Annotated in this window: 18 protein-coding genes and 1 tRNA gene; 8 read left to right on the forward strand and 11 right to left on the reverse strand. The window is 42.2% G+C overall.

The genetic code is table 11. The features are described from left to right. On the reverse strand, positions 1-1,272 hold a 1,272-nt coding region (locus FN809_RS17690), incomplete at its 3' end, for an immunoglobulin domain-containing protein (protein WP_185957434.1). Between the two features lie 304 nt (positions 1,273-1,576). Next, complete coding sequence (locus tag FN809_RS04240) at positions 1,577-2,581, reverse strand: Smr/MutS family protein (protein WP_142532203.1); 1,005 nt, start codon at positions 2,579-2,581, stop codon at positions 1,577-1,579. Positions 2,582-3,185: 604 nt separating this feature from the next. Between FN809_RS04240 and FN809_RS04245 the strand changes: the two genes are divergently transcribed. Continuing rightward, a complete protein-coding gene (locus FN809_RS04245; protein WP_142532204.1) occupies positions 3,186-4,394 on the forward strand; it encodes an S-adenosylmethionine:tRNA ribosyltransferase-isomerase in 1,209 nt (402 codons plus the stop codon). Between the two features lie 318 nt (positions 4,395-4,712). Here the strand turns inward: FN809_RS04245 and FN809_RS04250 are convergent. From FN809_RS04250 to FN809_RS04260, 3 genes are all read right to left on the reverse strand, one after another. Then, positions 4,713-4,786, reverse strand: a tRNA-Arg gene (locus FN809_RS04250). A gap of 199 nt (positions 4,787-4,985) precedes the next feature. Continuing rightward, positions 4,986-5,747: a NigD1/NigD2 family lipoprotein gene (locus FN809_RS04255; RefSeq protein ID WP_142532205.1), complete on the reverse strand. Its 762-nt coding sequence runs from the start codon at positions 5,745-5,747 to the stop codon at positions 4,986-4,988. Between the two features lie 85 nt (positions 5,748-5,832). After that, positions 5,833-6,510, reverse strand: coding sequence for a Crp/Fnr family transcriptional regulator (locus tag FN809_RS04260; protein WP_142532206.1), 678 nt, complete (start codon positions 6,508-6,510; stop codon positions 5,833-5,835). Positions 6,511-6,638: 128 nt separating this feature from the next. On the opposite strand from FN809_RS04260, the gene FN809_RS04265 reads away from it, so the two are divergent. Both FN809_RS04265 and hcp read left to right on the forward strand, forming a co-directional pair. Continuing rightward, positions 6,639-7,520: an ATP-binding protein gene (locus FN809_RS04265; protein WP_142532207.1), complete on the forward strand. Its 882-nt coding sequence runs from the start codon at positions 6,639-6,641 to the stop codon at positions 7,518-7,520. Positions 7,521-7,720: 200 nt separating this feature from the next. Next, positions 7,721-9,367, forward strand: a complete 1,647-nt coding sequence (gene hcp / locus FN809_RS04270) for a hydroxylamine reductase (RefSeq protein ID WP_142532208.1) — start codon at positions 7,721-7,723, stop codon at positions 9,365-9,367. Positions 9,368-9,462: 95 nt separating this feature from the next. On the opposite strand, the gene FN809_RS04275 is transcribed toward hcp, so the two are convergent. The 6 genes from FN809_RS04275 to FN809_RS04300 form a co-directional block, all read right to left on the reverse strand. After that, the gene (locus FN809_RS04275) at positions 9,463-10,143 is read right to left on the reverse strand and encodes a potassium channel family protein (protein ID WP_142532209.1); all 681 of its coding nucleotides are present in this window, start codon (positions 10,141-10,143) and stop codon (positions 9,463-9,465) included. 12 nt (positions 10,144-10,155) lie between these two features. Further along, the gene (locus FN809_RS04280) at positions 10,156-11,910 is read right to left on the reverse strand and encodes a TrkH family potassium uptake protein (protein ID WP_142532210.1); all 1,755 of its coding nucleotides are present in this window, start codon (positions 11,908-11,910) and stop codon (positions 10,156-10,158) included. Between the two features lie 366 nt (positions 11,911-12,276). Next, complete coding sequence (locus tag FN809_RS04285) at positions 12,277-13,659, reverse strand: TolC family protein (protein WP_185957435.1); 1,383 nt, start codon at positions 13,657-13,659, stop codon at positions 12,277-12,279. An 8-nt stretch (positions 13,660-13,667) separates the two neighbouring features. Beyond that, the gene (locus tag FN809_RS04290; protein WP_142532212.1) at positions 13,668-16,688 is read right to left on the reverse strand and encodes an efflux RND transporter permease subunit; all 3,021 of its coding nucleotides are present in this window, start codon (positions 16,686-16,688) and stop codon (positions 13,668-13,670) included. Positions 16,689-16,704: 16 nt separating this feature from the next. After that, on the reverse strand, positions 16,705-17,808 hold the full coding sequence (locus FN809_RS04295) for an efflux RND transporter periplasmic adaptor subunit (protein WP_142532213.1): 1,104 nt from the start codon (positions 17,806-17,808) through the stop codon (positions 16,705-16,707). 369 nt (positions 17,809-18,177) lie between these two features. Next, the gene (locus FN809_RS04300) at positions 18,178-18,789 is read right to left on the reverse strand and encodes a hypothetical protein (protein ID WP_142532214.1); all 612 of its coding nucleotides are present in this window, start codon (positions 18,787-18,789) and stop codon (positions 18,178-18,180) included. A gap of 189 nt (positions 18,790-18,978) precedes the next feature. Between FN809_RS04300 and FN809_RS04305 the strand changes: the two genes are divergently transcribed. From FN809_RS04305 to FN809_RS04325, 5 genes are all read left to right on the forward strand, one after another. Next, positions 18,979-19,605, forward strand: a complete 627-nt coding sequence (locus tag FN809_RS04305) for a 5-bromo-4-chloroindolyl phosphate hydrolysis family protein (RefSeq protein ID WP_142532215.1) — start codon at positions 18,979-18,981, stop codon at positions 19,603-19,605. Positions 19,606-19,607: 2 nt separating this feature from the next. After that, on the forward strand, positions 19,608-20,696 hold the full coding sequence (locus FN809_RS04310; protein WP_142532216.1) for a toxic anion resistance protein: 1,089 nt from the start codon (positions 19,608-19,610) through the stop codon (positions 20,694-20,696). A gap of 37 nt (positions 20,697-20,733) precedes the next feature. After that, positions 20,734-21,417 (forward strand): hypothetical protein, encoded by a 684-nt coding sequence (locus FN809_RS04315; RefSeq protein ID WP_142532217.1) that lies wholly within the window; start codon positions 20,734-20,736, stop codon positions 21,415-21,417. Between the two features lie 211 nt (positions 21,418-21,628). After that, positions 21,629-22,966, forward strand: a complete 1,338-nt coding sequence (locus FN809_RS04320; protein WP_142532218.1) for an SPFH domain-containing protein — start codon at positions 21,629-21,631, stop codon at positions 22,964-22,966. Next, positions 22,963-24,234 (forward strand): SPFH domain-containing protein, encoded by a 1,272-nt coding sequence (locus tag FN809_RS04325; protein ID WP_142532219.1) that lies wholly within the window; start codon positions 22,963-22,965, stop codon positions 24,232-24,234. Before FN809_RS04320 ends, FN809_RS04325 begins: the two co-directional genes overlap by 4 nt. Positions 24,235-24,301 lie beyond the last annotated feature (67 nt).

The following is a 24,301-nucleotide window of genomic DNA, read 5'->3' on the forward strand; positions in this document are numbered from 1 at the left end:
GCGCTCCGTTACAAGCACCGTTTCGGTGGCTGCTAAGGTACTCGAACAACCCAGGTTGTCGGTTACCGTTACAGTATAATCGCCCGAAGCCGCCAGGGTAGCATTAGCCACCGTAGGATTCTGTGTGCTGGCGGTAAAACCATTAGGGCCCGTCCAGTTAAAAGCGGTATAGGTTCCTGAACCGCCCGCAGGGCTTGAAGTAAGGTTTATGGCCGAACCCTCGCATACGGGGCTGTTGCTGCCAGCTGTTATGCTTGGGTTGGCATTGATCGTCACCGTAGTGTTTGTGCTTTGTTCACAGGTATTGCCGTCGGTGACGGTAAGCATGTAAACGCCGGCATCGGCCATGCTTACATTGCTCAGCACCGGATTTTGCAGATTGCTGGTAAAACCGTTGGGACCGGTCCATGCGTATGTTATGCCGGCAGGGCCACCCGATAGGTTGATTGTTCCGCCTTCACAAACTGGGCCGTCGTTACCGGCTGTAGGTACGGGCAGCGGATGAACTGTTACCGTTGCCGTTCCATTCATTATTGATGAACAAGAATTATTATTGGGGTTTATTGCTTCTACATAGTAGTCTGTAGCTCCAACAGCAAGAGGAGTGAGCGGAAAATTAATTGAACCACCACCGGATGCACCCGTTATGGTAAAACCAACAGGGGCATCATCGGAAACTCTTTTCAAAGTGTACTCTACACCTGCTTCTGAATTACTAAGAGTAACCATAGCTGAGTTACCTATACATACTTCCGTATTACCACTAACGTCAAATGCTGTTGGCCTAAGATAAACCGTAGTATAATCAAACTTAGTATCTACAATAAAACCTAAGCTATTTCTTTGTATATATTCAAACCATATAGGTGCACCAAAATATTCCGGTGTAACTCTATCCGGATAAAACTTTAAAACAGTAGCGTTGCCCGTGCCAACAACATCCGCCCAATCCGGATGAAATTCGGGGGCACCAACAAAAGTTTGGATAGTCCAGGTTATTGTTGTAGTACTCGGATCCCAAGTATCTGGTGTAATATCTATTACTCCAAAGTCAGAACAATATTGGTCATCAAAACTGTTAATTTTTCCATCCGCTCCCTTAAGGCTTGATTGTTCTACTCCCAAAGATTTCGCCCTATCAGAAAAATATTTATTAATCTTTGATCTATTCCATTGATTTGTCGGAATCTGTGCTGTACCATCCTGAATAAAACAGAACAATACAAGCATTACATAGGGAATCGACAATACTCGGTATAAGTTTTTCATCATAATTATAATATATAATGACTTCGGTGCTTTAAGATGCTTACAACTAAAGAATTAAAAAGTATAAACTACAATCCTTTTCTCGCGTCAGAAACAAATTCTACAGTTTATGCTTACTAACAACTGGTACACATCAGGTTTTAAACAATTTCTACGGAGAAAAAAGTGTTTAGTTTCAAACTGTTGTGATATAACTCCATATTTTTTTGTCAAATATTAAAATTTATTAACTATGTCACAATACTTGTCATAAAAAAACTTACCTAATTCCGAGGTAAGTTTTTATTACTTTTATTAATATTTATAGCTAAATAATAACCATGGTAGCCCCAAATCCATATTCTTTAAACGAGGCATCCTGATAGTTGTGCCAGGTATACTTTTTCTTTAAAGTTTTGATAATTTCCGATTTAAGTACTCCATTTCCTTTACCATGGATAAAAACAATTTTTTTATTTTTGTTATTCTTATTGGCTTCCATTATTTCGTTAAATTTAGCCAATTGGTATTCCAGTATTTCTTTGTTCGACATGCCCCTGGTATCATCTAAGAGTGCGTGAATATGTAAATCCACTTCTAACATTTCCTTGTTGTCTTTTTTACGCTGTTTTAGCGTGTTTGGTTGTTGCTCCTTCTGAATTAAGGCCTTGTTAATTTCTGCATGGGAGAGTTCTTCCAGCTTTTTTTCGAATACCCCTTTTATTAGGTAGATGATTAGGGCTTTATCCTCTAAATAATCGTTGGATTGATAGCTACTTTCTTTAAGTAATTTGGCTCCGGCCAATTTAAAGCTGTGTGAAACGGGCTGCTGAAGATCATATGGCTTGCTTTGTCGATACAACAAAAACTGACATACATATTCTATCCCATCCACAAAATTTATGGCTAGCGTATCCAAATGTATTTTAGTATTTGGCTCGATTAGTCCATGGTACGCATTGTTAACCACAGACTTATCCATTCTTCCAATTGTATAAAAAACAAAGTAATTGGAATCGTTTATAAGATAAAGTTTCACATTCCCACTTAAATCTTCATCCCTTGCGAAAGCCAGCAACAGTTTCGGTTCACCTGCCTCGTCGCTTTCTTCGAATTGATATGTGTTTTGTGCAGATGCGTCGAGGCTTACTGCAGAATCATCAGATTCTTCCTCTACTTTTTTACCAACCACCACCACTTCGTTTATCAGGGTTGGCACCTCAAACCCATCATCATCCAGCACATAAATCAACTTCCCTTCTTCCACCCTACTTACCGTTCCACCACCTATTTCGTTCAGAAACCTAACCTTATCACCAACTGAAATTTTCATAACCTGTTCTTTAAATTATTTTGATTTGTAAAATCTAATAACGTACACCCTAACAATAACCTGAACCCTGCCTTGGTTATTTTACTAAGCCAAATAATTGACTATGCATGCTTTCTGTAAACGCAAAAATTACTCTTCGGCGACGTTAGCTTATGGCATAGTCAACTATTACTATCCCCGCCAACCACTACGTTAAACAGCCATAAAAAAACCTGAGGCAGGCTGTCGATTTTCAATTCAGTAAAATTATTTCAATAGTTTCACTTCAACTAAGTCGGCATCGCCCATGCGTAATTGCCACGGTATAGCATGGGGTCAATCCCTCTCTGGCCGAACAGGCTCCCACTCGCGCGAGCCTGATTCTGAACTTTATTCATAATATTTCCAATAATTTTATGAATCGTTCAGGTTTAAAAAGTTCCCAAATATAGTTTTATAATAATAAATGCAGCAATAAAATAAAATTTCGTTATCAACAGATAGACACCACCTCCCGTTTAAAGCTTGAAATTTTTACATAATAAATAGCTTTAGACCTTTAATAAAGAGAATAGTAACAGCTTTTTCTAAAACTTGCTTATTTTTGTTGCTTCAAAATAAAAAAATGAACACGCAAGACATAAAAATAGAACACTACACCTACCTTCTACCTGAACATAGGATTGCTAAATACCCTTTAAAGGAAAGGTCTGACTCTAAGCTTTTGATTTACAACAAAGGTATCCGCGAAGATAAATTTTGTAATATACCCTCTTTGCTGCCTTCAAAAAGCCTTCTGCTTTTTAACAATACGAAAGTTATACAAGCGCGTGTGCTTTTTAAGAAAGAAACAGGAGCTCAGATTGAAGTTTTCTGTCTGGAGCCGGTACAACCTGCAGATATTTCCATGGCTTTTGAGGCAAAAACAAAATCTGTTTGGAAATGCATCGTCGGTAATTCAAAAAAATGGAAAGATGGTAAACTATATAAAAATATCGCACATGCCGGTAAAACGATACGCCTGGCCATAAGCAGAAAGCAGACACTGGAAGATGCACAAGTAATTGAATTTGAATGGGACAATAATGAAGTAAGCTTCGGCGAGGTATTGGAGGCCATAGGGAAAACCCCTATCCCACCCTATTTAAAGCGTGAATCAGAACAACTGGACACCTTACGCTACCAAACCATTTACTCCAATTATAAAGGTTCGGTAGCTGCTCCCACCGCCGGCTTGCATTTTACCAAAGAAATACTGAATCAGTTGTATGACAGAGGAATTAAAACCGGTAACGTAACTTTGCATGTTGGGGCCGGCACTTTTAAGCCTGTTAAGTCAAAATCGATTGGTGAGCACGAGATGCATACTGAACACTTTTTTGTGGATATGGAAACCCTTAATCTTATCCTCGAATACAAAGGAAATATCACCAGCACCGGAACAACCACCGTGCGCACCTTAGAGAGCCTGTATTGGTTGGGTGTAAAATTACTGGAAGGCAACAAGGATTTGTTTATTAATCAATGGGATGCCTATCAGTTACCCAAGCACTATTCATTAACGGAAGCTATTGGAAAATTGAAAGCGTATTTAATTGATAACGATTATTCAACATTAGAAAGTTATACGGGTATATTAATTGCACCCGGGTACGAATTTAAAGTGGTAGATAGGCTAATTACCAATTTCCATCAGCCAAACAGCACTTTATTGCTGTTAGTTGCAGCCTTTACAAAAGGTGAGGCATGGAAAAAGATATATGAATATGCCCTCAACAACGATTTTAGGTTTTTAAGCTATGGCGATAGTTCGCTTCTTTATAAAGGTCAATGAGATGTGATATGATGTGTTGTGATGCAAGCTACACCCGATAATACTTAAATAATTCAATACACTGGTTGCAACCTATCGCCTTAGAATTGATTATTCAACTTAAAACTATTGCCATTGTTTAATTCCCATGTGGACACTTTTCTTTTATCTGTATCCTTTTAACAGCAAATCAACTCTATTTTTTCCGCAAACCCAAATATTGCGCATGATCCCTGAGGACTTGCACCTCGGCAGACTATTACCCTGCCTGACATACCAAAAAAAGCGTCTAAAACTTAAGTTTTAGACGCTTTTAACTAATTTTGGAATGATTTGATGTGAACCTGAAGGGACTCGAACCCCTAACCTCTGCGGCCGTAACGCAGTGCACTATCCAATTATGCTACAGGTCCATTTATACTTTTGCTTTGGGAAGCATTTTCCTCAAATGCGCTGCAAATATAGGGATTTTATTTTTAATCATCCAAACAAAAATGTGAAAAGACTTTCTATTTTTCTTTCCCGCAACACTGAAAAAAGCTTAACAAATAGGTTATCAGAATACTATACCTTTAAAAAAAAAGGGAACATTAATCATGTTCCCTTTTTTTATTATTTAATCCAACTGAAATTAATCTTTTTATTGGGTTGGTAGTTGCTTTTCATCAAAGCAGCCGTCTCGCTCGACCCAAAGATATAAGTAAGCACTTTGTTGTAACCATACTCGCCATCTTTATCTTTGCTGCGTACTAAAAAATCCACCTCATCCTTACCCTCAATTTTAAAACCCGATACATCAAAAGATGCTATACCCCACTGTTTATAGTTGTAACGATCCATATTTTTATTATGCTTCAACTCCAGGATAATTTCGCCTGTCTCGGTTTCGGAATTTTCCTGATCGTACACCAGGTTAATAAAATGAACAGATCCACCACCACCATACTCAAATTCTACATTTAAATAGTCTCCGGTAAACCAGGTATCCACTATTGTTACGGCATCGTTGCCAATAGAATCCAGCACCTCATCGGGAGTTTGTGCAGTAAATTCAAAAACCGGTTTGGTAAGTATTTGTGATACATCGTTTATTTTAACCAGATAATCATAAGCCGAATCAAGGTTGGCATCACCTAAAATGGTGTAATTGACCAAAACACGCATCCCATCTTCCAATAAACTCACATTAACATTGGTGGCCGAGGGCCACAATTTTTTTCCTTCATCGGTGGTAACATAAAAAGAACCCACCTCTTTGCTGATCGTTCCCGAGGACAGCCAAAAATTATTCAAGGAATAATGATCGTCGTCGTCATTGCACGATGTGTAAGTCAGCAAAGCCATCACTCCAAACAATAATAATAACTTCTTCATTTTAAAATTTATTTAATTGGTTTGTTTGTTTGTATGACTGCAAAAAGGTGGAATGGTTGCTTGCAGAGCACAAAAAAATTATATTTTATACGAGGCACCGTTTTAATGCACTCATATTCAATATCCTTATATCCTTACCTTTAACATGTAAAATTCCTTCGTTATGCAGCTCGCGCATACCACGACCTACCGAAGGACGAGCTACACCAAAAAGTTCTGCCATCTGGTTTTGCGATAAAGGAAGGGTAAGCTGTTGCGAATCATCTCTTTGTGTAAGCTGCAAAATATAGTTGGCTATCTTTCCACGAACAGACTGAAACGACAGAAACCTGATCTTATTACTTAAAAACTGCGACCGATCAGATATTGTGTTCAGATAGTTAAGCAGAATTGTTTGGTTCAGGGTGAATAGCTTCAATACCGATTCCTTAGGAATAAGAAGTAATTCCGATTGCTTGTTGGAAACCACGTTTACCGGGTATTTATTACACCTACCAAACATAAAAGCAATAGCCAAAGGCTTGGGCGCCTCAATATCTTCAATTTTTATGGTTTTACCCGAAAAATCGACCATCTCCCCTTTAACACTACCATTTAAAACAACTATGAGTTTTTCAACATTATCTCCAGCATGAGCCACCACTTGACCGTCACTGTATTTTTTTACCTGAAAATGAATCTGGCCAAAAAGTATTTTTATTTCTTCCAGTGACAATCCGATGAAGACAGGACAGTTTTCAAGTATTATATAGTTAGTGAGCATAGCTTTGTATTATTTTTAAATTGAACGGAAAGTACACTTTATTTTAACAACTGTAACATTTGTTACAGGCACGATGTTCAAAATCACCTCATATTTGCAATGAACAAAATTACTACACAAAAACAGCAATGGTAAGAGACGTTATAAAAATAGATGAAGAGCTGTGCAACGGATGCGGAGAGTGCATTCCCGGATGCCATGAGGGCGCATTGCAAATAATAGACGGCAAAGCCCGCCTGATAAGCGACTTGATGTGCGACGGACTGGGCGCCTGCCTGGGACATTGCCCCATGGGAGCCATGGAAATAGAGCGTCGCGAAGCCGAGCCCTACAACGAAACAAAGGTGATGGAAATAATGGTAACCAAAGGCATAAACACCGTTATTGCCCACCTAAAGCATTTACGCGACCATAACGAAATGGGCTTTGTAAAAGAAGCAATGACTTATTTAAAAAACAACACAGATAAATATAATTTTGATATTCAAGAGGTAATAAACGCTATGCACGGAAAAAACAACCCACAAGCCACCGGCCACAATGGAGGTTCATGCCCGGGGTCGCAGAGTAAAGAGATTAAACGACCCACGTTTTCGATGGCCGGTGCCGCAACGACCGCGCCACAAAATTCCGAACTTAGACAATGGCCCACGCAAATGCATTTGATAAATCCCGGTGCCGGGTTTTTTAAAGATGCTGACATGGTGCTGGCTGCCGATTGCGCTCCGTTTGCCATGGGCAATTTCCATCAAAAATTTCTGAAAAATAAAGTTTTGGCCAACGCCTGTCCAAAACTGGATGATGGCATGGATTCCTACTTAAAAAAACTCGTATCGTTGATAGATGATGCCCGTATCAATTCATTAACGGTAGTTATGATGGAAGTACCCTGCTGTGGCGGCCTGATGGCCTTGGCACAACAAGCTTTACAATTGGCATCGCGCAAAGTACCCCTCAAAAGAGCCATTATATCCATTGAAGGCGAAGTATTAAGCGAAGAGTGGGTGTAGGCAGAGTATTGTTAACATTGGGCAGTCAATAATTAACCCACTCACTTAAAAAGTGATAGCGGTAAGTAAAAAACTAAAACAAACTGAATACCGGAGGCTCTTCTATCTAAGAATAATTGCCATACACGGCCCTATTGACTGAAGAAATAAGTATATTTAAAGTATATAAACACATTATCCATAAAATAAAAAATTAAGTTATGAACATGTTTTGTTATCAGTGTCAGGAAGCAGCCAAAGGAACGGGCTGCACCATTAAGGGAGTTTGCGGCAAAACCGATGAGGTAGCAGCACTGCAAGATGTATTGTTGTTTGTATCCAAGGGATTGGCTCATGCAAACACAGCGGCAGCCACCAAAGGATTGGATAGCGACAAAGCCTACAAATATTTGATCGACGCTTTGTTCATCACCATTACCAACGCCAATTTTGATGGGGCTAAGATAGAAGAAAAGATACGGGAAGGTATCGCACTTAGAGATGAGCTTATAGCCAACATAGAAGCCAAAGGTGTAACAGTTCCTACGGACGAACCCAGTGTTAAATACGCAGGTAAAACCAAAAGCGACTTTTTGTCGATAGCACCTTCTATCGGTGTTTTATCTATCGAAAACGAGGATATCCGCTCCTTAAAAGAACTCATGATATATGGCGTAAAAGGTATGGCTGCTTACGCCGAGCACGCCATGAACCTGGGTTATGAGAATAAAGAGGTTTGTGCATTTATTCAAAAAGCTTTGGTAGCCTCTACCGACAACAATTTAAATGTTGATGAATTGGTTGCACTGGTACTGGAAACCGGGAAAAACGGCGTTGATGTGATGGCACTGCTCGACAAGGCCAACACTGAAACCTACGGTAACCCGGAAATAACATCGGTGAACCTGGGCGTACGCAACAACCCGGCTATCCTTATTTCGGGTCACGACATGAAAGACATGGAAGAGCTATTAAAGCAAACCGAGGGCACCGGCGTGGATGTTTATACGCACAGCGAAATGTTACCGGCTAACTACTATCCTGCCTTTAAAAAGTATGCGCATTTTGTGGGTAACTACGGGAATGCCTGGTGGAAACAAAAAGAAGAGTTCGAGAGCTTTAACGGGCCTGTACTTTTTACCACCAATTGTATTGTACCACCAAAAGAGAGTTACATAGACCGCATATACACAACCGGCACCAGCGGATTTGAAGGATGCACGCACATTCCCGACCGTAAAAACGGACAGCCCAAAGACTTTAGCATTATAATAGAACATGCCAAAAAATGTGCTGCCCCAACAGAAATAGAAACCGGAGAAATTGTGGGCGGCTTTGCACACAAGCAAGTGATGCAACTGGCCGACAAAGTAGTAGATGCCGTAAAGAGTGGTGCCATTAAAAAGTTTGTGGTAATGGGTGGTTGCGACGGAAGAATGAGCGACCGCAATTATTATACTGATTTTGCAAGCGAACTGCCCAACGACACGGTTATTATGACGGCAGGATGTGCCAAGTACCGTTACAATAAACTTCAGTTGGGCGACATTGGTGGTATACCAAGGGTATTGGATGCAGGACAGTGCAACGATTCGTATTCACTGGCTGTAATAGCGCTTAAACTAAAAGAGGTGTTTGGCTTGGACGACATCAACGATCTCCCTATTGTATACAACATTGCCTGGTACGAGCAAAAAGCTGTAATTGTATTATTGGCTCTGCTTAGCCTGGGTGTTAAAAACATCAACCTGGGACCTACATTGCCCGCATTCCTATCACCTAACGTAACCAAGGTATTGGTTGAAAACTTTGGTATTGGTGGCATCACAGATGTAAAAACCGATATCGAACGATTAATTCTTGCCTAAACCGTTCGGATAGTTATTAGAGAAATTCATCCCCCATTGCATGCTCAGTGGGGGATTTTTTTGTATCTCAATTTCACACATTATACTTTTGCACCCTATTTCAAAAACCGCTCAATATCCTTATCCTCGCCAAAAACCACCATTATATCATCCTTGTGCAGCACGGTATCAGCTTTGGCAATACCTTGCACTTGCAAGTTCGATTGTTTAAAACCCAGTAAGCTCCGCTTATAGGTTTTCCTCATGGTGGTTAGAATGGTGAGATTAAATTTTTCGCGCAAATCCAACTCCTGTAAGGTTTTGCCTTCATATTGTTCGGGCACATCAATTTTAACGATGCTGTACCTATCCGACAATTCAAAGGAATCTATCAGGCCTTCCGTCGTTAGGTTTTTGGCCAGTTTATCGGCAGAATCCTTTTCGGGATGAACGATTTCCTCAATCCCCATGGCATTTAACACGGTGGCTTGTGTATCGGAAACTATTCTTCCAATAATCCGTTTAGCATTCAATTGTTTAAGTACTGCAGTTGCCATAATCGAATTACCTTCATTTTCACCAATGCACATGATAACAGCATCGGCATCGCTTATGGGGAGCTCCATAGCCGAGTGCAAGTCCGTACAGTCGGCACGAATGGTATGGGTAATGTCGTTTTTAAGCGCTTCTACATTAGCCATACGGCTATCTACCCCGATAACCTCATGCCCAAGCTCCGTTAGGCGTATGGCCAATGACGACCCGAAATTTCCTAATCCGATGATTAAAAAGTTCATAATACGTAATTGTTAGTTGATTAAAACACCCTCGGTAGGGTATTCGTTATTCTTTTGTTTTATTTTCTTGAGCAGTGAAGTCAAAAAAGTGAGTGCCCCTATCCTACCTATAAACATGGTACTAATAATTAAATACTTGCCCCAGATGGATAAATCGCCTGTTATTCCCCTGCTCAACCCTACAGTGCTAAAAGCCGAAAAAACTTCAAAAATTAAATCATGTGCTTTTTTATCCGGCTCAACTACAGTGATTAGTAAAATAACCAAGCCGATAAAAAACAGGGATAGAAAAACAAAAGCGAAGGAACGCCTAAGCGAACTGTCCTGTATTTCGCGCTTGTTCAGTTCCACCTTACTCTTGCCCTTGGCCAAACTAATAGCATTTAAAAAGGCCAACGCAAAAGTACTTGTTTTAATACCTCCACCGGTAGAAGCCGGGGAAGCACCAATCCACATAAAAAACACAACAAACATCATGGCCGGAACACCCATCATAGCGGTATCTATGGTGGTAAAGCCCGCAGTTCGAGGTGTTGCTGCGGCAAAAAAAGCGGTCAGCAACTTACCAAAGCCGCGATGCTGTGCCAGGGTATTATTATACTCCAAAGCCCAGAAAATTAGTGTACCCACCAGTAGCAAACCAAATGTAGTATATAAAACCAACTTACTATTTAAGGTAAGCACATTGGCTCGATAAAAAACGCCTTTCCGTTTATAGAATCGTTGCAAGCCATTTCCGATGTAATACCTGCACCAGGCGTACAGATTAATAATAACAGGAAACCCCAGTCCACCCACAATAAACAGTAAAGCAATTACAAAGTGAAGGCTATAATTAAAGCGAAACCCTATCTCAAAAAAGCTATTGGAAAGCGTGGAGAACCCGGCATTGCAAAATGCCGAAACAGCATGAAAAAGAGAAAAGAAAATAGTGTTTGTATCGCCCGGGAGGGTCATATCCTTCACATGCAAGTAGATAAGCACAACACCAACACCTTCGGCCAATAGGGTAAATACAAGTATTTTTTTTAAGGTGGATAGAACTTTGGATATTTTATTTTCGTTGGTAAAGTCACCCAACAATAAAAGGTTTTGGTACGAAGAGCCACCTAAAAAGAAGTAAGCAAAAAAACTGGTAAAGGTCATAATACCCAAACCACCCAACTGCATCAAAATCAGAATAATAACTTGACCAAACACAGTAAAATAGCTGCCCGTATCTACCACAGTCAAGCCGGTAACACAAACAGCACTAGTAGATGTAAATAAGGCATTTGTAAAGCTGATGTCGCTATGGGTGGCCTTGGGTAGCATAAGGAGCAAGCTGCCCACCAAAATGAGCAAGGCAAAACTTAACACAAAAATTATTGCCGGATTAGTGCGTTGATACCGCCAATTCAATTTTAACTCAGATGCTTCGCGCACAAAACTTAAGGCAAACGCAAAAAAGAGTATTATTTTAGGATTCGCCCAAGTACTAAACGAATCGCTTACCAAGGAGCCAAAAGGAACAACAACCATTACCCCCACATAAAAAAGCCACAAGGTGATTTCAATAAGCCATATTCTTACTTTCTGATAATTTTTAAAATTAACGATATACTTTATCGGTACACCAACTATAATGCCACCCAATAAAATAGGATAAGCTGTATTGATAGCAAGTAGCAAATCCAATTTTTGACTAAACCCAAAATCAAAGACAATTAAGCACATGGCCATGCTGCTAAAAAAGAAGCCTAGGTATTTTAGCGCTTTAAATTTCATGTGATTAAAGATAAATAAAAAACAGAGATTAGAGATTAGAGATTAGAGATTAGAGGTTAGAGGTTAGAGTTACAAGTAGAAAATTACAAGTTGAAAGTTACACGTAAATGACAATAAAGAAGCGGATAGCGAACAGAAAATTGCGCAACCCGTAAAACCGGCAAACTGATAACTGTTTACTGATAACTGTTTACTGATAACTGATAACTGATAACTGATAACTGATAACTGACTACTGCTTTCCCAGTTTATCAACAAACACGCCGTCAAAATTTAAATTTGAATAAGGGGACGGGATGTTGCATTGCTCCACCTGATTCCTGATTACTGCTAACTGTTAACTGTTAACTGCTAATTGCTAACTGCTCAAACATAATCCATAATTTTACCCGCCATTTGCAGCAGGGATATCTCCGCCAGTTTGGTCTGAAATTTTACCGATATGAGTCTTTCTTCGGCATCGAGGAGGCTCTTTTGCACCTCGCGCAGTTCCAGGCCGGATAGTGCTCCCAAGCGGTAGCGCTCCATGGCTATTTCTAAGTTTTCACGCGCTACACCTAAATTTTGTTCCTCTAATTGCAACAGTCTTAAGTTATTTTCATAAGCATAATAAATGGTCAGCAACTCGGCTTTAATATCCTGCTCCACCTCCTGATAGCGGTGCACCTTATTTTCTATTTCAATAGTAGCATTGGCTTTTTCGCGGCGCCGGTTAAAACCGTCGAAAATATCCATTCCTAAGGTGATACCATAATCAAATGTACGATTATGTTGATTTTTCAGGCTACGCTCCCCATAATCGCCCAAAGTACCCGAACCGTATCCTCGGTATCCATAATTATATCCTGAAGTAAGGTTTAAGTATGGATAGGAACGCGAGGCTATTATTTTATAATCCAGCTCTGAGATAAGCTGATTTTTTTTTGCCATTTGAAGGCCGGTATTTCGTACCAGGGTCATTTCCAGCAGCTCGGCATACAACAAATTTGGGTTTACCGCAATAGAAGTATCGGCCACTTGTATATTTTCCTCAATATTTTCCAGAGCCATCAGTTTTTTCAGACGTACCTCCGATTCCAGAATCGCTTCATTCTGTCTTGCCAGGCGCGAGCTGTCGGCATTAAGGTAAACTACCGATTGCAATAATTCCAATTTTGATGATGAACCCAACAGATAACGCTCCTCATCAATTCTCACTCTTTCTCGTGAAAGCGAAACAGCATATTTCATGTTGTTTTGGTAATTCAACTGCTGGATATAATAATAATATTCCGACACAATTTGGGCCACCAGATTTTCCATCGACATTTGGACATTTAGCTCTCCCATCCGGTTCAGCTCATGCAATTTTTGCCACGAGGTTTGCACATTAAAGCCCCTAAACAGCGGCATACTAAAGTTGATACCGGCAGAGCCTGTGGTGTTGTGTACGCCGCTGGTCTCTTTTTTGGTATCATCGTTCATGTTCTGAACCGTGGAGTTCACATTACCACCCAAGCGACCGCTGGCCGATAAAGTGGGTAAAAAGCCTGCATTACCAATGGTAACATTATTATCGGCCATTTGTGCATTGTTACGAGCCACTTTTACGGTAAAATTTTGTTCCAGTCCGGTGGTCACGCAACGTTCTAAATCATAAATTTCCTGTGCACCCAGGTCAGTCGCCCACAAAAAGATCAGCAAAAATAAGGAGTGCCATTTTATGCAGTCTTTTTTAGTACTCAGATATTTCGGTTTTAATAACAGCATTGTGGTCATTATTTTTTTCGTTCGCTCGATATCAATAAGTAAATACCGGGGATAACGTACAAGGTTAAAAAAGTAGCAATTACCAGTCCGCCAACTACAGCAGTACCCATAGCTATACGGCTTTGAGCGCCCTCGCCCAATCCCATAGCAAGGGGTAAAATACCCAGAATGGTAGAGAGGCTGGTCATAAGAATAGGGCGAAAACGTGCCGCCGATGCAAATTTTATAGCCTCCAATTTGTCCAAGCCGGCCGCTTTGCGCTGGTTGGCAAATTCAACAATCAAAATTCCGTTTTTACTTACCAATCCAATCAACATGATAATGCCTATCTGGCTAAATATATTCATAGTAATATTAAAATACCACATAAATATTAGCGCTCCCGTTAATGCCAGGGGAACGGTCATCATTACGATAATAGGATCCTTAAAACTCTCGAACTGTGCCGAGAGCACCAAAAAGATAAGCAGTATGGCCAGCAGGAAAGCAAACATCAGGCTCGATGAACTTTCCATAAAGTCTTTTGAATCACCATCGAGGGCAGTACGGAACGAATCGTCAAGTACATCTTTGGCTATCCTGTCCATTTCGGCAATTCCCTCACTTATGGTATAGCCATCGGCCAAGCTGGATGAAACGGTGGCCGCCACAAAACGGTTGTAACGGTATAATTGAGGTGGAGCGGTAGTTTCACGTAAAGTAACAAAATTATCCAATTGCATCATATCGCCCTTGTTGTTGCGTACGTACAGCGATTTTAAATCTAAAGGTTTGTTACGTGCCTCTCGGGGTATTTCGCCCAGGATTTCGTATTGCTTACCATTCATAATAAAATAACCGAAACGTTGCCCGCTAAGCGCCAACTGCAGTGTTTGCCCAATATTTTGTGTGGAAACACCCAGAAGATTGGCTTTATCGCGATTTATTTCGATTTGTAACTCCGGCTTGGTGAATTTTAGGTTTACATCGGCCATCACAAACATAGGATTATCGTGCACTCTGGCCATAAATGCCGGTAATATTTTACGCAATTTATCAATAGTAGGTGCCTGCAAAACATATTGAATGGGCTGGCGCGCTCGTCTTCCACCAAAGGTGGAACGTTGCACAATATTGGAACGGGCCTTGGTTTTTTTGCGCAACTCGCCGGTCAATCGGCTCGCAATTTCCTGCTGCGACCGTTCACGCTCCGCAGGTTTAACCAGGGCCGTACGTACAAAAGCCCAACTACCCCTAACCAGTGTAATAATATTTGAAGCCTCGGGTACCTCCTCTTTTACTAAAGCCCCCACATCCTCCACATAGTCGAAGTTAAACTCGTAGGTAGCACCCTGGGGCGGCGTTATCCGCACGTTAAATTGCGAACGGTCTTCCAGTGGCGCCATTTCAGCAGGAATGGCTTTCCATAAAGCAAAGATGAGCAGCCCTGAACCTATCAAAATAAAAAGAGAGATAAATTTTCGTTGCAGAAATCTATCCAACGATCCTTTGTAGGTATTGTTAAGTCGAACAAAATATTTTTCAGACCAATTATAAAACTGGCTGTGCTTTTGCCTGGTTTTAAGCAACTTGGTACTAAGCATAGGCGTAAAAGTAAGCGCCACAAAGGATGAGATGGCCACCGCACCGGCAATAACAATGCTAAACTCTCGAAAAAGCCGTCCCGTCATCCCCTCCAGAAATACAATGGGAAAGAAAACGGCCACCAGGGTAACGGTAGTTGCGATGATAGCAAAAAATATTTCATTGGCGCCTTCCAGTCCGGCTTTTCGGGGGCTCATACCACGCTCAATCTTTACATATATATTTTCCATCATTACAATAGCATCATCCACAACTAAACCTATGGAAAGTACAATAGCCAGTAAGGTGAGCACGTTGATGGTGAAATTAGCAAGGTACATGATAAAAAAAGTACCAACCAGCGAAACCGGGATTACCAGTATGGGGATAATTGTAGTGCGCCAATCGCGCAAAAAGAAAAAGATAATGATAACCACCAACAAAAAAGCCACGTAAATAGTGGTTTCCACTTCGCTGATGGATGCGCGGATATAATCCGTATTGTCAAAACCTATTTCAAAATCTACATCATCCGGCAAATCCTTTTTTATGAAAGCTAGCCGTTGGTACACATCATCTACTATTTCGATGTGATTGGCTCCGGGCTGAGGTATAATTACGGTGGCCACCATGGGTATGCCGTTCATTTTCATGATGCCACGTAAGTCCTCGGGCCCCAGTTCGGCACGGCCTATGTCGCGTACCCGGATGAGCTGACTACCCTCCTGTTTAAGTATCAGGTTGTCGAACTCCTCGGGCGTAGTCATCAGACCCAGTGTACGTATGGTCAGTTCGGTGGTGTTGCCCTCGATACTCCCGGCTGGAAGTTCCACGTTTTCGCGTTGTAGTGCGTTGCGCACGTCCAGGGGCGTCATTTGGTAGCCTGCCAGCTTAGCCGGGTCGAGCCATATACGCATGGCATAACGTTTTTCGCCCCATATGGCCACTGAGCTTACACCCGATACGGTTTGCAATTGTTCCTTAAAAGTTAGTTCCGCAATCTCTGATAGTTCCAGTAGCGATCGTTTGGGACTTCGCACAGCAACCATCAGAATAGGACTGGCATCGGCATCGGCCTTTGTAACGGTGGGCGGATCCACATCGCGCGGCAGATAGCGTTGTGCCTGCGAAACCTTATCGCGCACATCGTTAGCGGCCGTCTCCAGGTCCACACTCAGCTCAAACTCAACCGTAATGCGGCTTCGTCCCTGACTACTGCTACTGGTAAGGGTGCGTATGCCCGGTATGCCGTTGATAGATTGTTCTAGTGGCTCGGTAATCTGCGATTCAATAACATCGGAATTGGCACCGGGGTAGGAGGTGCTCACCGATATGATGGGCGGATCGACACTGGGAAACTCCCGCACGCCTAAATAGGTAATCCCAATAGCTCCAAAAAGTAGGATAACCAGTGAGAAAACGGTAGCCAGAACGGGGCGCTGTATACTTATTGATGAAAGACTCATATTGTTTATTCTCCTTTTAATGATTGACAATCAAAGTGTCAAGCCGCACCGGCACATCTTCCCTGAGTTGCAGTATGGCTGTAGTAAGCAGGGTATCGCCAAAACTAAGGCCTGTACGTATTTGTATGTGCGATTCGGTGCGTAAGCCGGTACCTACTTTCACTTCCTTTGCTCTCCCGTTTTTATAAATAAACACCTTTTCGCCCGACATTTCGGCAATTAATGCCTGTGTGGGTATGGATGCTGTATTTTTTATTTCGGACAGGCGCGCCCTTACACTGGCAAATCGCCCCGGCTTTAGTTCCTCATTTTTATTGGCATACATTGCCCTCACCACGATAGTACGTGTATTTATATCCACCTGTGGGGCAATGGCATATACCTTTGCCTCAAAAGGTTCAGGGAATCCATCTACTTGAAATGTGAGCGGAAAACCGGGTGTTACTTCTCCGGAGTAGCGTTCCGGAATGGAAAACTCTATCTTCAAAGGCCGGGTTTTCACCAATCGTACAATTTTGGTTTGGGTGGTGGCATAGGCTCCTTCCGAAATCATCCGCAGCCCTACGGTACCATCAAAAGGTGCACGTAGTTCTGTTTCGGCTATACGTGCCTCAATGAGCATAATGTCGGCTTCGATAGTCTGCAGCTCCGTGGCCACCTGGTCATAACTTTCGCGGCTGATCGCATCGCGCTCCAATAACTGCTTTTGCCGAAACTCACGTTCCGTAACCAATTTTTTTTGTGCCTGTAGTTTTAACAACTGTGCCTGCAATGGCTTGTCGTTAATTTTGGCCAGCAAAGCTCCCTTTTTTACCGAGCGCCCCTCGGAAAAATAAATACCCACCACTTTTCCCGAAGTTTCAAAAGCCAAATCCACTACTTCGTCGGGCAGTAAAGAACCGGTGCTATATAAAAGCTCGCTCATATCGGAAGGTTTAATTACATACCCACTGGCATAAATAGCTTGCCTCTCTCCACCCATTCCAGGCCCTCTTGATGGTGAACCGGATTTATTTTGATCTGCAAAAAGCGGTTTTAGTTTTGGATAAAGTATAATACCTGCCATCACAACAATAAGGATGATGGTGGAGCCTATTTTAAAAGATTTTTTTTTTGCCACGGTTGTAATATTTATATTATAGAATGTAGCAGCTACCTAAACCGCTTTAAACTAAACAATTAAGGCAATGATGCTGTAAACAACAACAAATATAACGAAAGGCATTTTATAAACTAAGCTTTTGCGTTGGAAATAACAAAACATAAAAATTTGTAAAAAGCTATTACTATCCGTAGAATTTGTTTTTTACACTGAGCCTAAGCTAACCGGCATGTTGGATTATGCAAGCATGAGTGAGAGATGCACTTGTTCCGATTAAAAAAGGTAAAACTTTCGCACATTTCTTACACCTAAAGTATGCGATTAATATACACATATCCCTTATGTCAGTGTTTTTTTAGATACACTAAATAGGTTTTATCTATTGTCTTAACTCAAAAAAGTTACCATGGTTACAATAATAGTCCATATGCTTACTCCATTGATAAAAAGCAATTCAGATGCACCGTTGATACCGCTTTTAAGCATGGTATAGGCAACAGAAAGTATGGTAATGCCAATAATAGACATGCCTAAAATGCCCAGGAATTTTATTTCGGTAATAATAGCCACTTGAAAAGTAATAATGAGAGCCGGCAGCGTTAAAAACACCACAACGGCCAGCACATTGTGCATAAACCTTTGCAATGCGGGCGCCAGACTTTTAAGACTGTAGGGCTTAAGGTTATGCGGCACAAACGCCAACAACGCCAGGGAGGCAAAACCCAAATCAATATATCTCATCAGGCGCTCATACTGACCCAAATTATAGTACTTTGTGAGCAGCCAGAAAAAAGCATAGGTTAGGATGGCCGTAGCAAACAGTAACCATTTATAACCCTTAACAAACTTATCGCCATACAGGGTTTTGTTGCTAAAAAAACTGAGTGTATGTTTTTCTAAGTCGAAGCTTACATGCGCCAAAGCCTTATGAATTGAATAGGGCAATAAGCCCGCATAAACAAATCCGATAAGTAATATCCCGAGTTTTATCCAAATCATACTGAATTAAATAGCAATAGTTAATATTTGATTTTTAACGGATGCCAAGTGCATCAAGTTGGGGACTTGGTGCGTTGCGTTTGCATATTGTGTAATTGAGGTTTCAATATTACTAAATAATTCCTACATTAGCAGAGGCCATAATTATAATAGAATAATTATGGCGCATCTATTATTTAAAAAACCTATATGCCTCCAAACCAAAACAAACTAAAACAGAAATATGACAAAGGACAAATATCAGGCATATTATCCATCCTGTCGTTTGTTTTGCTTTTCTTTTTTTTCAAGCTGCCCATCTTTGTTTCTGCCATTGCCGGTGCCGGTATCTTTTTTACACTTTACACTTTACTGGGGAATAAAGATTTGCATACCAACAAAACAAAAAACAATGCCAGGGAGTCGCGAAAATCTAAACTGATTGAATTGGCCAGAACAAAACTGGAAGAAATAGAAGCCGGCGCATTAAAACTGAATAAAATAGAGGTTCAGCAAAAAATAAGGCACATCTGTGCCCTTGGCTACAAAATATTGGACGAAATTAAACAGCGGCCCAACTCCATTAAAATATCCAGGCAATTTTTAAACTATTACATCGATGCAACCGGCACCATCGTTTCAAAATATGCGGCGCTGCAGAACAACAAAGCCTACGTGCCCGCCGCAGAAATATCGCTGAACAAAGCCGAAAAAGTGCTGGGCACAGTGGAGTCGGCCTTTGAAAAACAACTCGAAAGACTGTACAACAACGATGTGATGGATCTGGACGTTGAACTAAATGTATTGGCAAAAACTATAAAATCGGAGGGATTATAACTATGGACGCACCAAATAACACTCAAAACAATGTACCGCAGCTTATCGACATAAATAAGCTAACGCCACAGGCAAAAGAACAGGCGCAGCAACTTGCCGTAAATGTCGATATTAAGGATTCGCAATCAATACTTCAATATGGCGTGCAAGCGCAAAGTAATATATCTGCATTTTCCGACACCATTCTCACGCAGGTAAAAACCAAGGATGCCGGATACATCGGCGATAGCCTGATGAATTTAGGTCAAAGTGTGCGCGAATTAAAGATAGATAAAATTGGCGGGGGCGGCTTTTTTTCCCGGGTGCCATTGTTGGGTAATTTTGTAAACTCGGTCAAGCGATTTATCAACCGCTACGAAAAAGTGAGCACCCAAATTGAACGCATTGTCGATGAGCTTGATAAAGCCAGGATGCAGCTGATAAAAGACATTACCATGCTCGATACCCTATACCAAAAGAACCATGAGTACCTGGCTGACCTGGATTTGTATATTGCGGCAGGCCAGCTGAAACTGAACCGCGTTTATGCCGAAGAACTCCCTGAAATAGAAAAGACAGTAGCGGCCACAGCCGATCCGGCAGACGCCCAAAAACTACACGATTACAAACAGATGGTTCACCGCTTCGAGAAAAAACTGCACGACCTGAAACTGAGCCGCACCATCTCTATTCAAACAGCCCCACAAATACGGCTGATACAGAACAACGACCAACTACTGGTTGAAAAAATACAGAGCAGCATACTCAACACCATTCCCTTGTGGAAAAACCAGGTGGTAATCGCCATCAGTATTTTTAGGCAGAACAAAGCACTGGCGCTGCAAAAGGAGATTACAAAGACCACCAACGAGCTGCTCACAAAAAATTCGGAGATGCTCAAAGCCGGATCCATTGAAACGGCCAAAGAAAACGAACGGGGCATTGTTGAAATAGAGACCTTGAAAAAGGTGAACAACGACCTTATAACCACCATTGAAGAAACACTGGCCATACAAAAAGAAGGCAAGGTAAAACGCGCCGAGGCAGAAGTTGAGCTGGTTAAGCTGGAAAATGAACTAAAAACCAAACTCAACGCAGTTAAAAACGCTTAACCATACAAAACAATAACCCAATAAACAAACCAAACAAATGGACCGACTTCTTTACCTTTACATTGCCACCGGCGTATTTGGCATAGGCGTAATACTCGTTGATTTTTTTACAAATGCCATATCCTCTTTCCAGGCCGATGGCGGTGATGGGGATGGCGCCGATGACGGCGATGATGGAGATGATGGCGACGACACCGAGGGCGACCACGATACGCGCATCTCCGATGTGCTGCATACCTCGGGCAGAGCCCAGGACATGGAGCTATCCGAACACGAAGATGGATCGTACATCGTAGATTATAAAAAGCATAAATCGAGTATTATCCTTGAGTTTATCAGCTGGCTGCGCACACTGGTCTATTTTGCTGCCGGGTTCGGCATTATCGGAACCTTTGCCATCCTGACCGGCGAAAGCCGTATATCCAGCCTGTTGTGGAGCATCCCCGTAGGAATAGTCACCGTACTTATCTTCAAAATTTTCAAGCATATCCAAAACAAAAAGCTCGACTCCAGCTTTAGGGAGCGCGAACTCCTGAATTTACCCGGCGAGGCACTCCTGCCTATCACCGGTTCATCCATGGGCAAAGTGCGTATTACCTTCGGTTCGGTAACATTGGAGCGCTATGCCAAGCTGGCCTCTGCGGACTCCCCCGTGAAAAAGGGCGATAAAGTGGTGATTTGCAATGTGGACAAGGATGTGGTTTATATCCAAAAACAATAGTGTTAGACTAAAAAGTATCAAGTATCAAGATTTTAGCGTTAAGACATAAGTTATCAACAGACAGAACATTAAAGCCTACCGAATTGAATTTGAGAGGAATTTCTGTTTTTCTTACGAAACATCTAATTGAAAAAAATACTTGTATCATTTACCCAACACCAATCATTATTATTCATTCATCAATATTCATTCATTACTAAACAAAAACCTTATGGAAGATTTTTTTAGTGCGGCCTCAGGAGGTCTCTTTGAAGGAATTCTGGCAGTAATCTCTTTTTTCATTCTGCTGGCCATCCTCAAAGCATTTATCAAAGTGGCCCCGCCCGATAAGCTACTGGTTATCACCGGGCGAAAAAGGAAGGAGAACGACAAGACTTTTGGTTTTAGCGTTGAGCGCGGCAGAAGCAGTGTTATCCCTTATTTTCAGAGCGATCAGCACCTCGATTTAAGGGTGCTCCCCATCAATGTGCAGGTGGATGGCGTCAACTCGGCCAACGGCATTACCGTGGGCGCCGATGCCACGGCCTGTGTCTGCATCGACGACGACAACACAGCCATGCTGTACTCCGCGGTGGAAAGGCTTATGGGGAAAGACATCGACGAGCTGCAGGAACAAGTGAGGCAAACCCTAATAGGAAACTTTAGGGGCGCATTGAACAAGGCCACGCCTTTGGAAGCCATAGGCATGCAGGAGAGCTTGCACAGCGACGAATCCGCGGACGAGGAAGAGAGCGCGAGCGATGGCGACAGAGCCCAATTCCGGAATGCCCTTTTGGTAGATATAAACAGCGATTTGGCCAGCTTTGGAATGAAGGTGGTATCCGTGTCGTTGCAAAAGATTTGGGACAGCTCAAACTATATCGGCAACCTTGCCCAGAAAACACTGGCCGAAAAACGCCAGGAAGTAGAAATTGAAGAGGCCAGGTTACGGGCCATTGCCGAGAAATCGGAATCGGATGCCAATCGCAGGGTAGAACTGGCCAAAGCCAAGGCCGACGAACAGATTATCAATTCGCGCGAGAAGTTGGAATTGTACAAGCGCGAGAGCGAAGCTACTATTACCCAAGCCCAGTTCGAAGCGCAAAACAAAATTGAAGCGGCCCGTAACAAAGGACTAAAGCGTATTGAGGAACTGAACACCGAACTGAACAAACTGAAAAACGAAACCGACATTATCATCAAAGAGACTGCCCAAAATAAGGCGGCCGACATATTGAGCCAGGGCGACAAGGAATCGGTGATAATAATTGAAAATGCAAAAAATAGTATTTTGAGTAAAAAGATGGAGGTAATAACCCAAGCCAAAGAGATAGGCTCCTCGGTACTGTTCCTGCAACAACAACTCCCCCACCTTTACGATGCCTTTAAAAAGTACTCCTCCGAAATATCCGTGGATTCGTTTGTGCTCATGGACAAAGACAAAGGATTTAGCAGCGCCGTAAACAGGGGACCCGAATCGTTTGTGGGCTTCCTGGGCGAATTTGAGAAAGTGACCGGTATTGCCGTAAAAGATTTTTTTGCAACTAAAAAACAGGAGGCTTTAAAATGATTGTATTTGTAAGTGTATTTTTAGGATTGATAATACTCACCCTTTTGGTGCAGGTTATCTCCAACATGCGTATTGTGGGTGGTAACGAATTGGGCATCATATCGGGTGTGGCCGGCAAAAAAGGTTTTCAGATGATAAGCGGGGGCAGGATTTTTACTATTCCGCTGCTGCACCGTTTTGCCAAAATGGACCTGACCCCCCACACCATTGAGGTGGTGGTTGATTCGGCCATAGCCGAGGGCGTGGTGCCACTCAACGTTAAAGCCACCGTTAGTTTTGCCATTGCCTCCAACCAGGCGGGGCGCAGCCTGGCGGCCATCCGCATACTGCACATGGTGGAACGCGAAGATGAACTGAAACAGCTGGCCAGCAACATCATTGAAGGCCACCTGCGCGATTCCATCGCCACCATGACCCCTATCCAGGTGATGCAGGACAAGGATACCCTGGTGGCCAAAATGATTAACGTGTGTAAAAGCGACCTGGAGAACATAGGCCTGGAAATTACCACCATGAACATTGCCGATGTAGACGACCACCGGCTGGCAGGGGTTGAGGAACCCGATTTGTACATCGCCCTGCTTAAACGCGTGCAAACGGTAAACGCCGAAACGAAAGCCCGCAAAGCCATTGCCGAATCCAGAGCCAATGCCGTGGAACAGGAAGAAGCCCGCAAAGCAGAAGTAGGGGTGCGAAATATCGAGAACCAATACGATCAGTTGGTGGCCGAAACCAAGGTGCGCATCATGAAGGAGAAGCAATTGGAGAAAGTGGGTATAGAGAAGGTGTTTCAGGACATGAAGGCACAAGAAGCTGTACTCCTTTCGGAAATTGAGGCCGAGCGTCAAAAACTTGAAATGCTGAGCCATAAGTATGAGGCCGAGATAGTGACCCCCGCACTGGCACAAAAAGAACAGATGATATTGCAGGCCAAGCAACAAACATTCTCGTTCCTGGGTAAAGCCGAGGGCGAAATTGAAGAACTCAAAGAGACCATCGATATTGTGAGTAAAAACCCGGAATCGGGCAATACCATTTATCTGATCGAGAACTTTGAAAGTTTGATTCGTCCTTTTGCCGAAACACTGAATTATTTCCCGGCGAAAAACATATCCGTCATCACAGGCATCGAAGGCAAGCATGAGCCCATATCGGCCATACACCCCAATGCCATAGAGGAGATGAAGAACAATCTTATAAATAGCGCTACCGCAGGAGCTGTAAGTTCAAACAAAGTATCCAGCCCACCGTCAGATATTGAGAACTAAGCATACCGCAAAAAACTTCATCTAATCATAAGAGCCGTTCATTTTTTTTGAACGGCTTTTTTTTACA

It is taken from the genome of Saccharicrinis carchari, from assembly GCF_900182605.1.
Classification (GTDB): domain Bacteria; phylum Bacteroidota; class Bacteroidia; order Bacteroidales; family Marinilabiliaceae; genus Saccharicrinis; species Saccharicrinis carchari.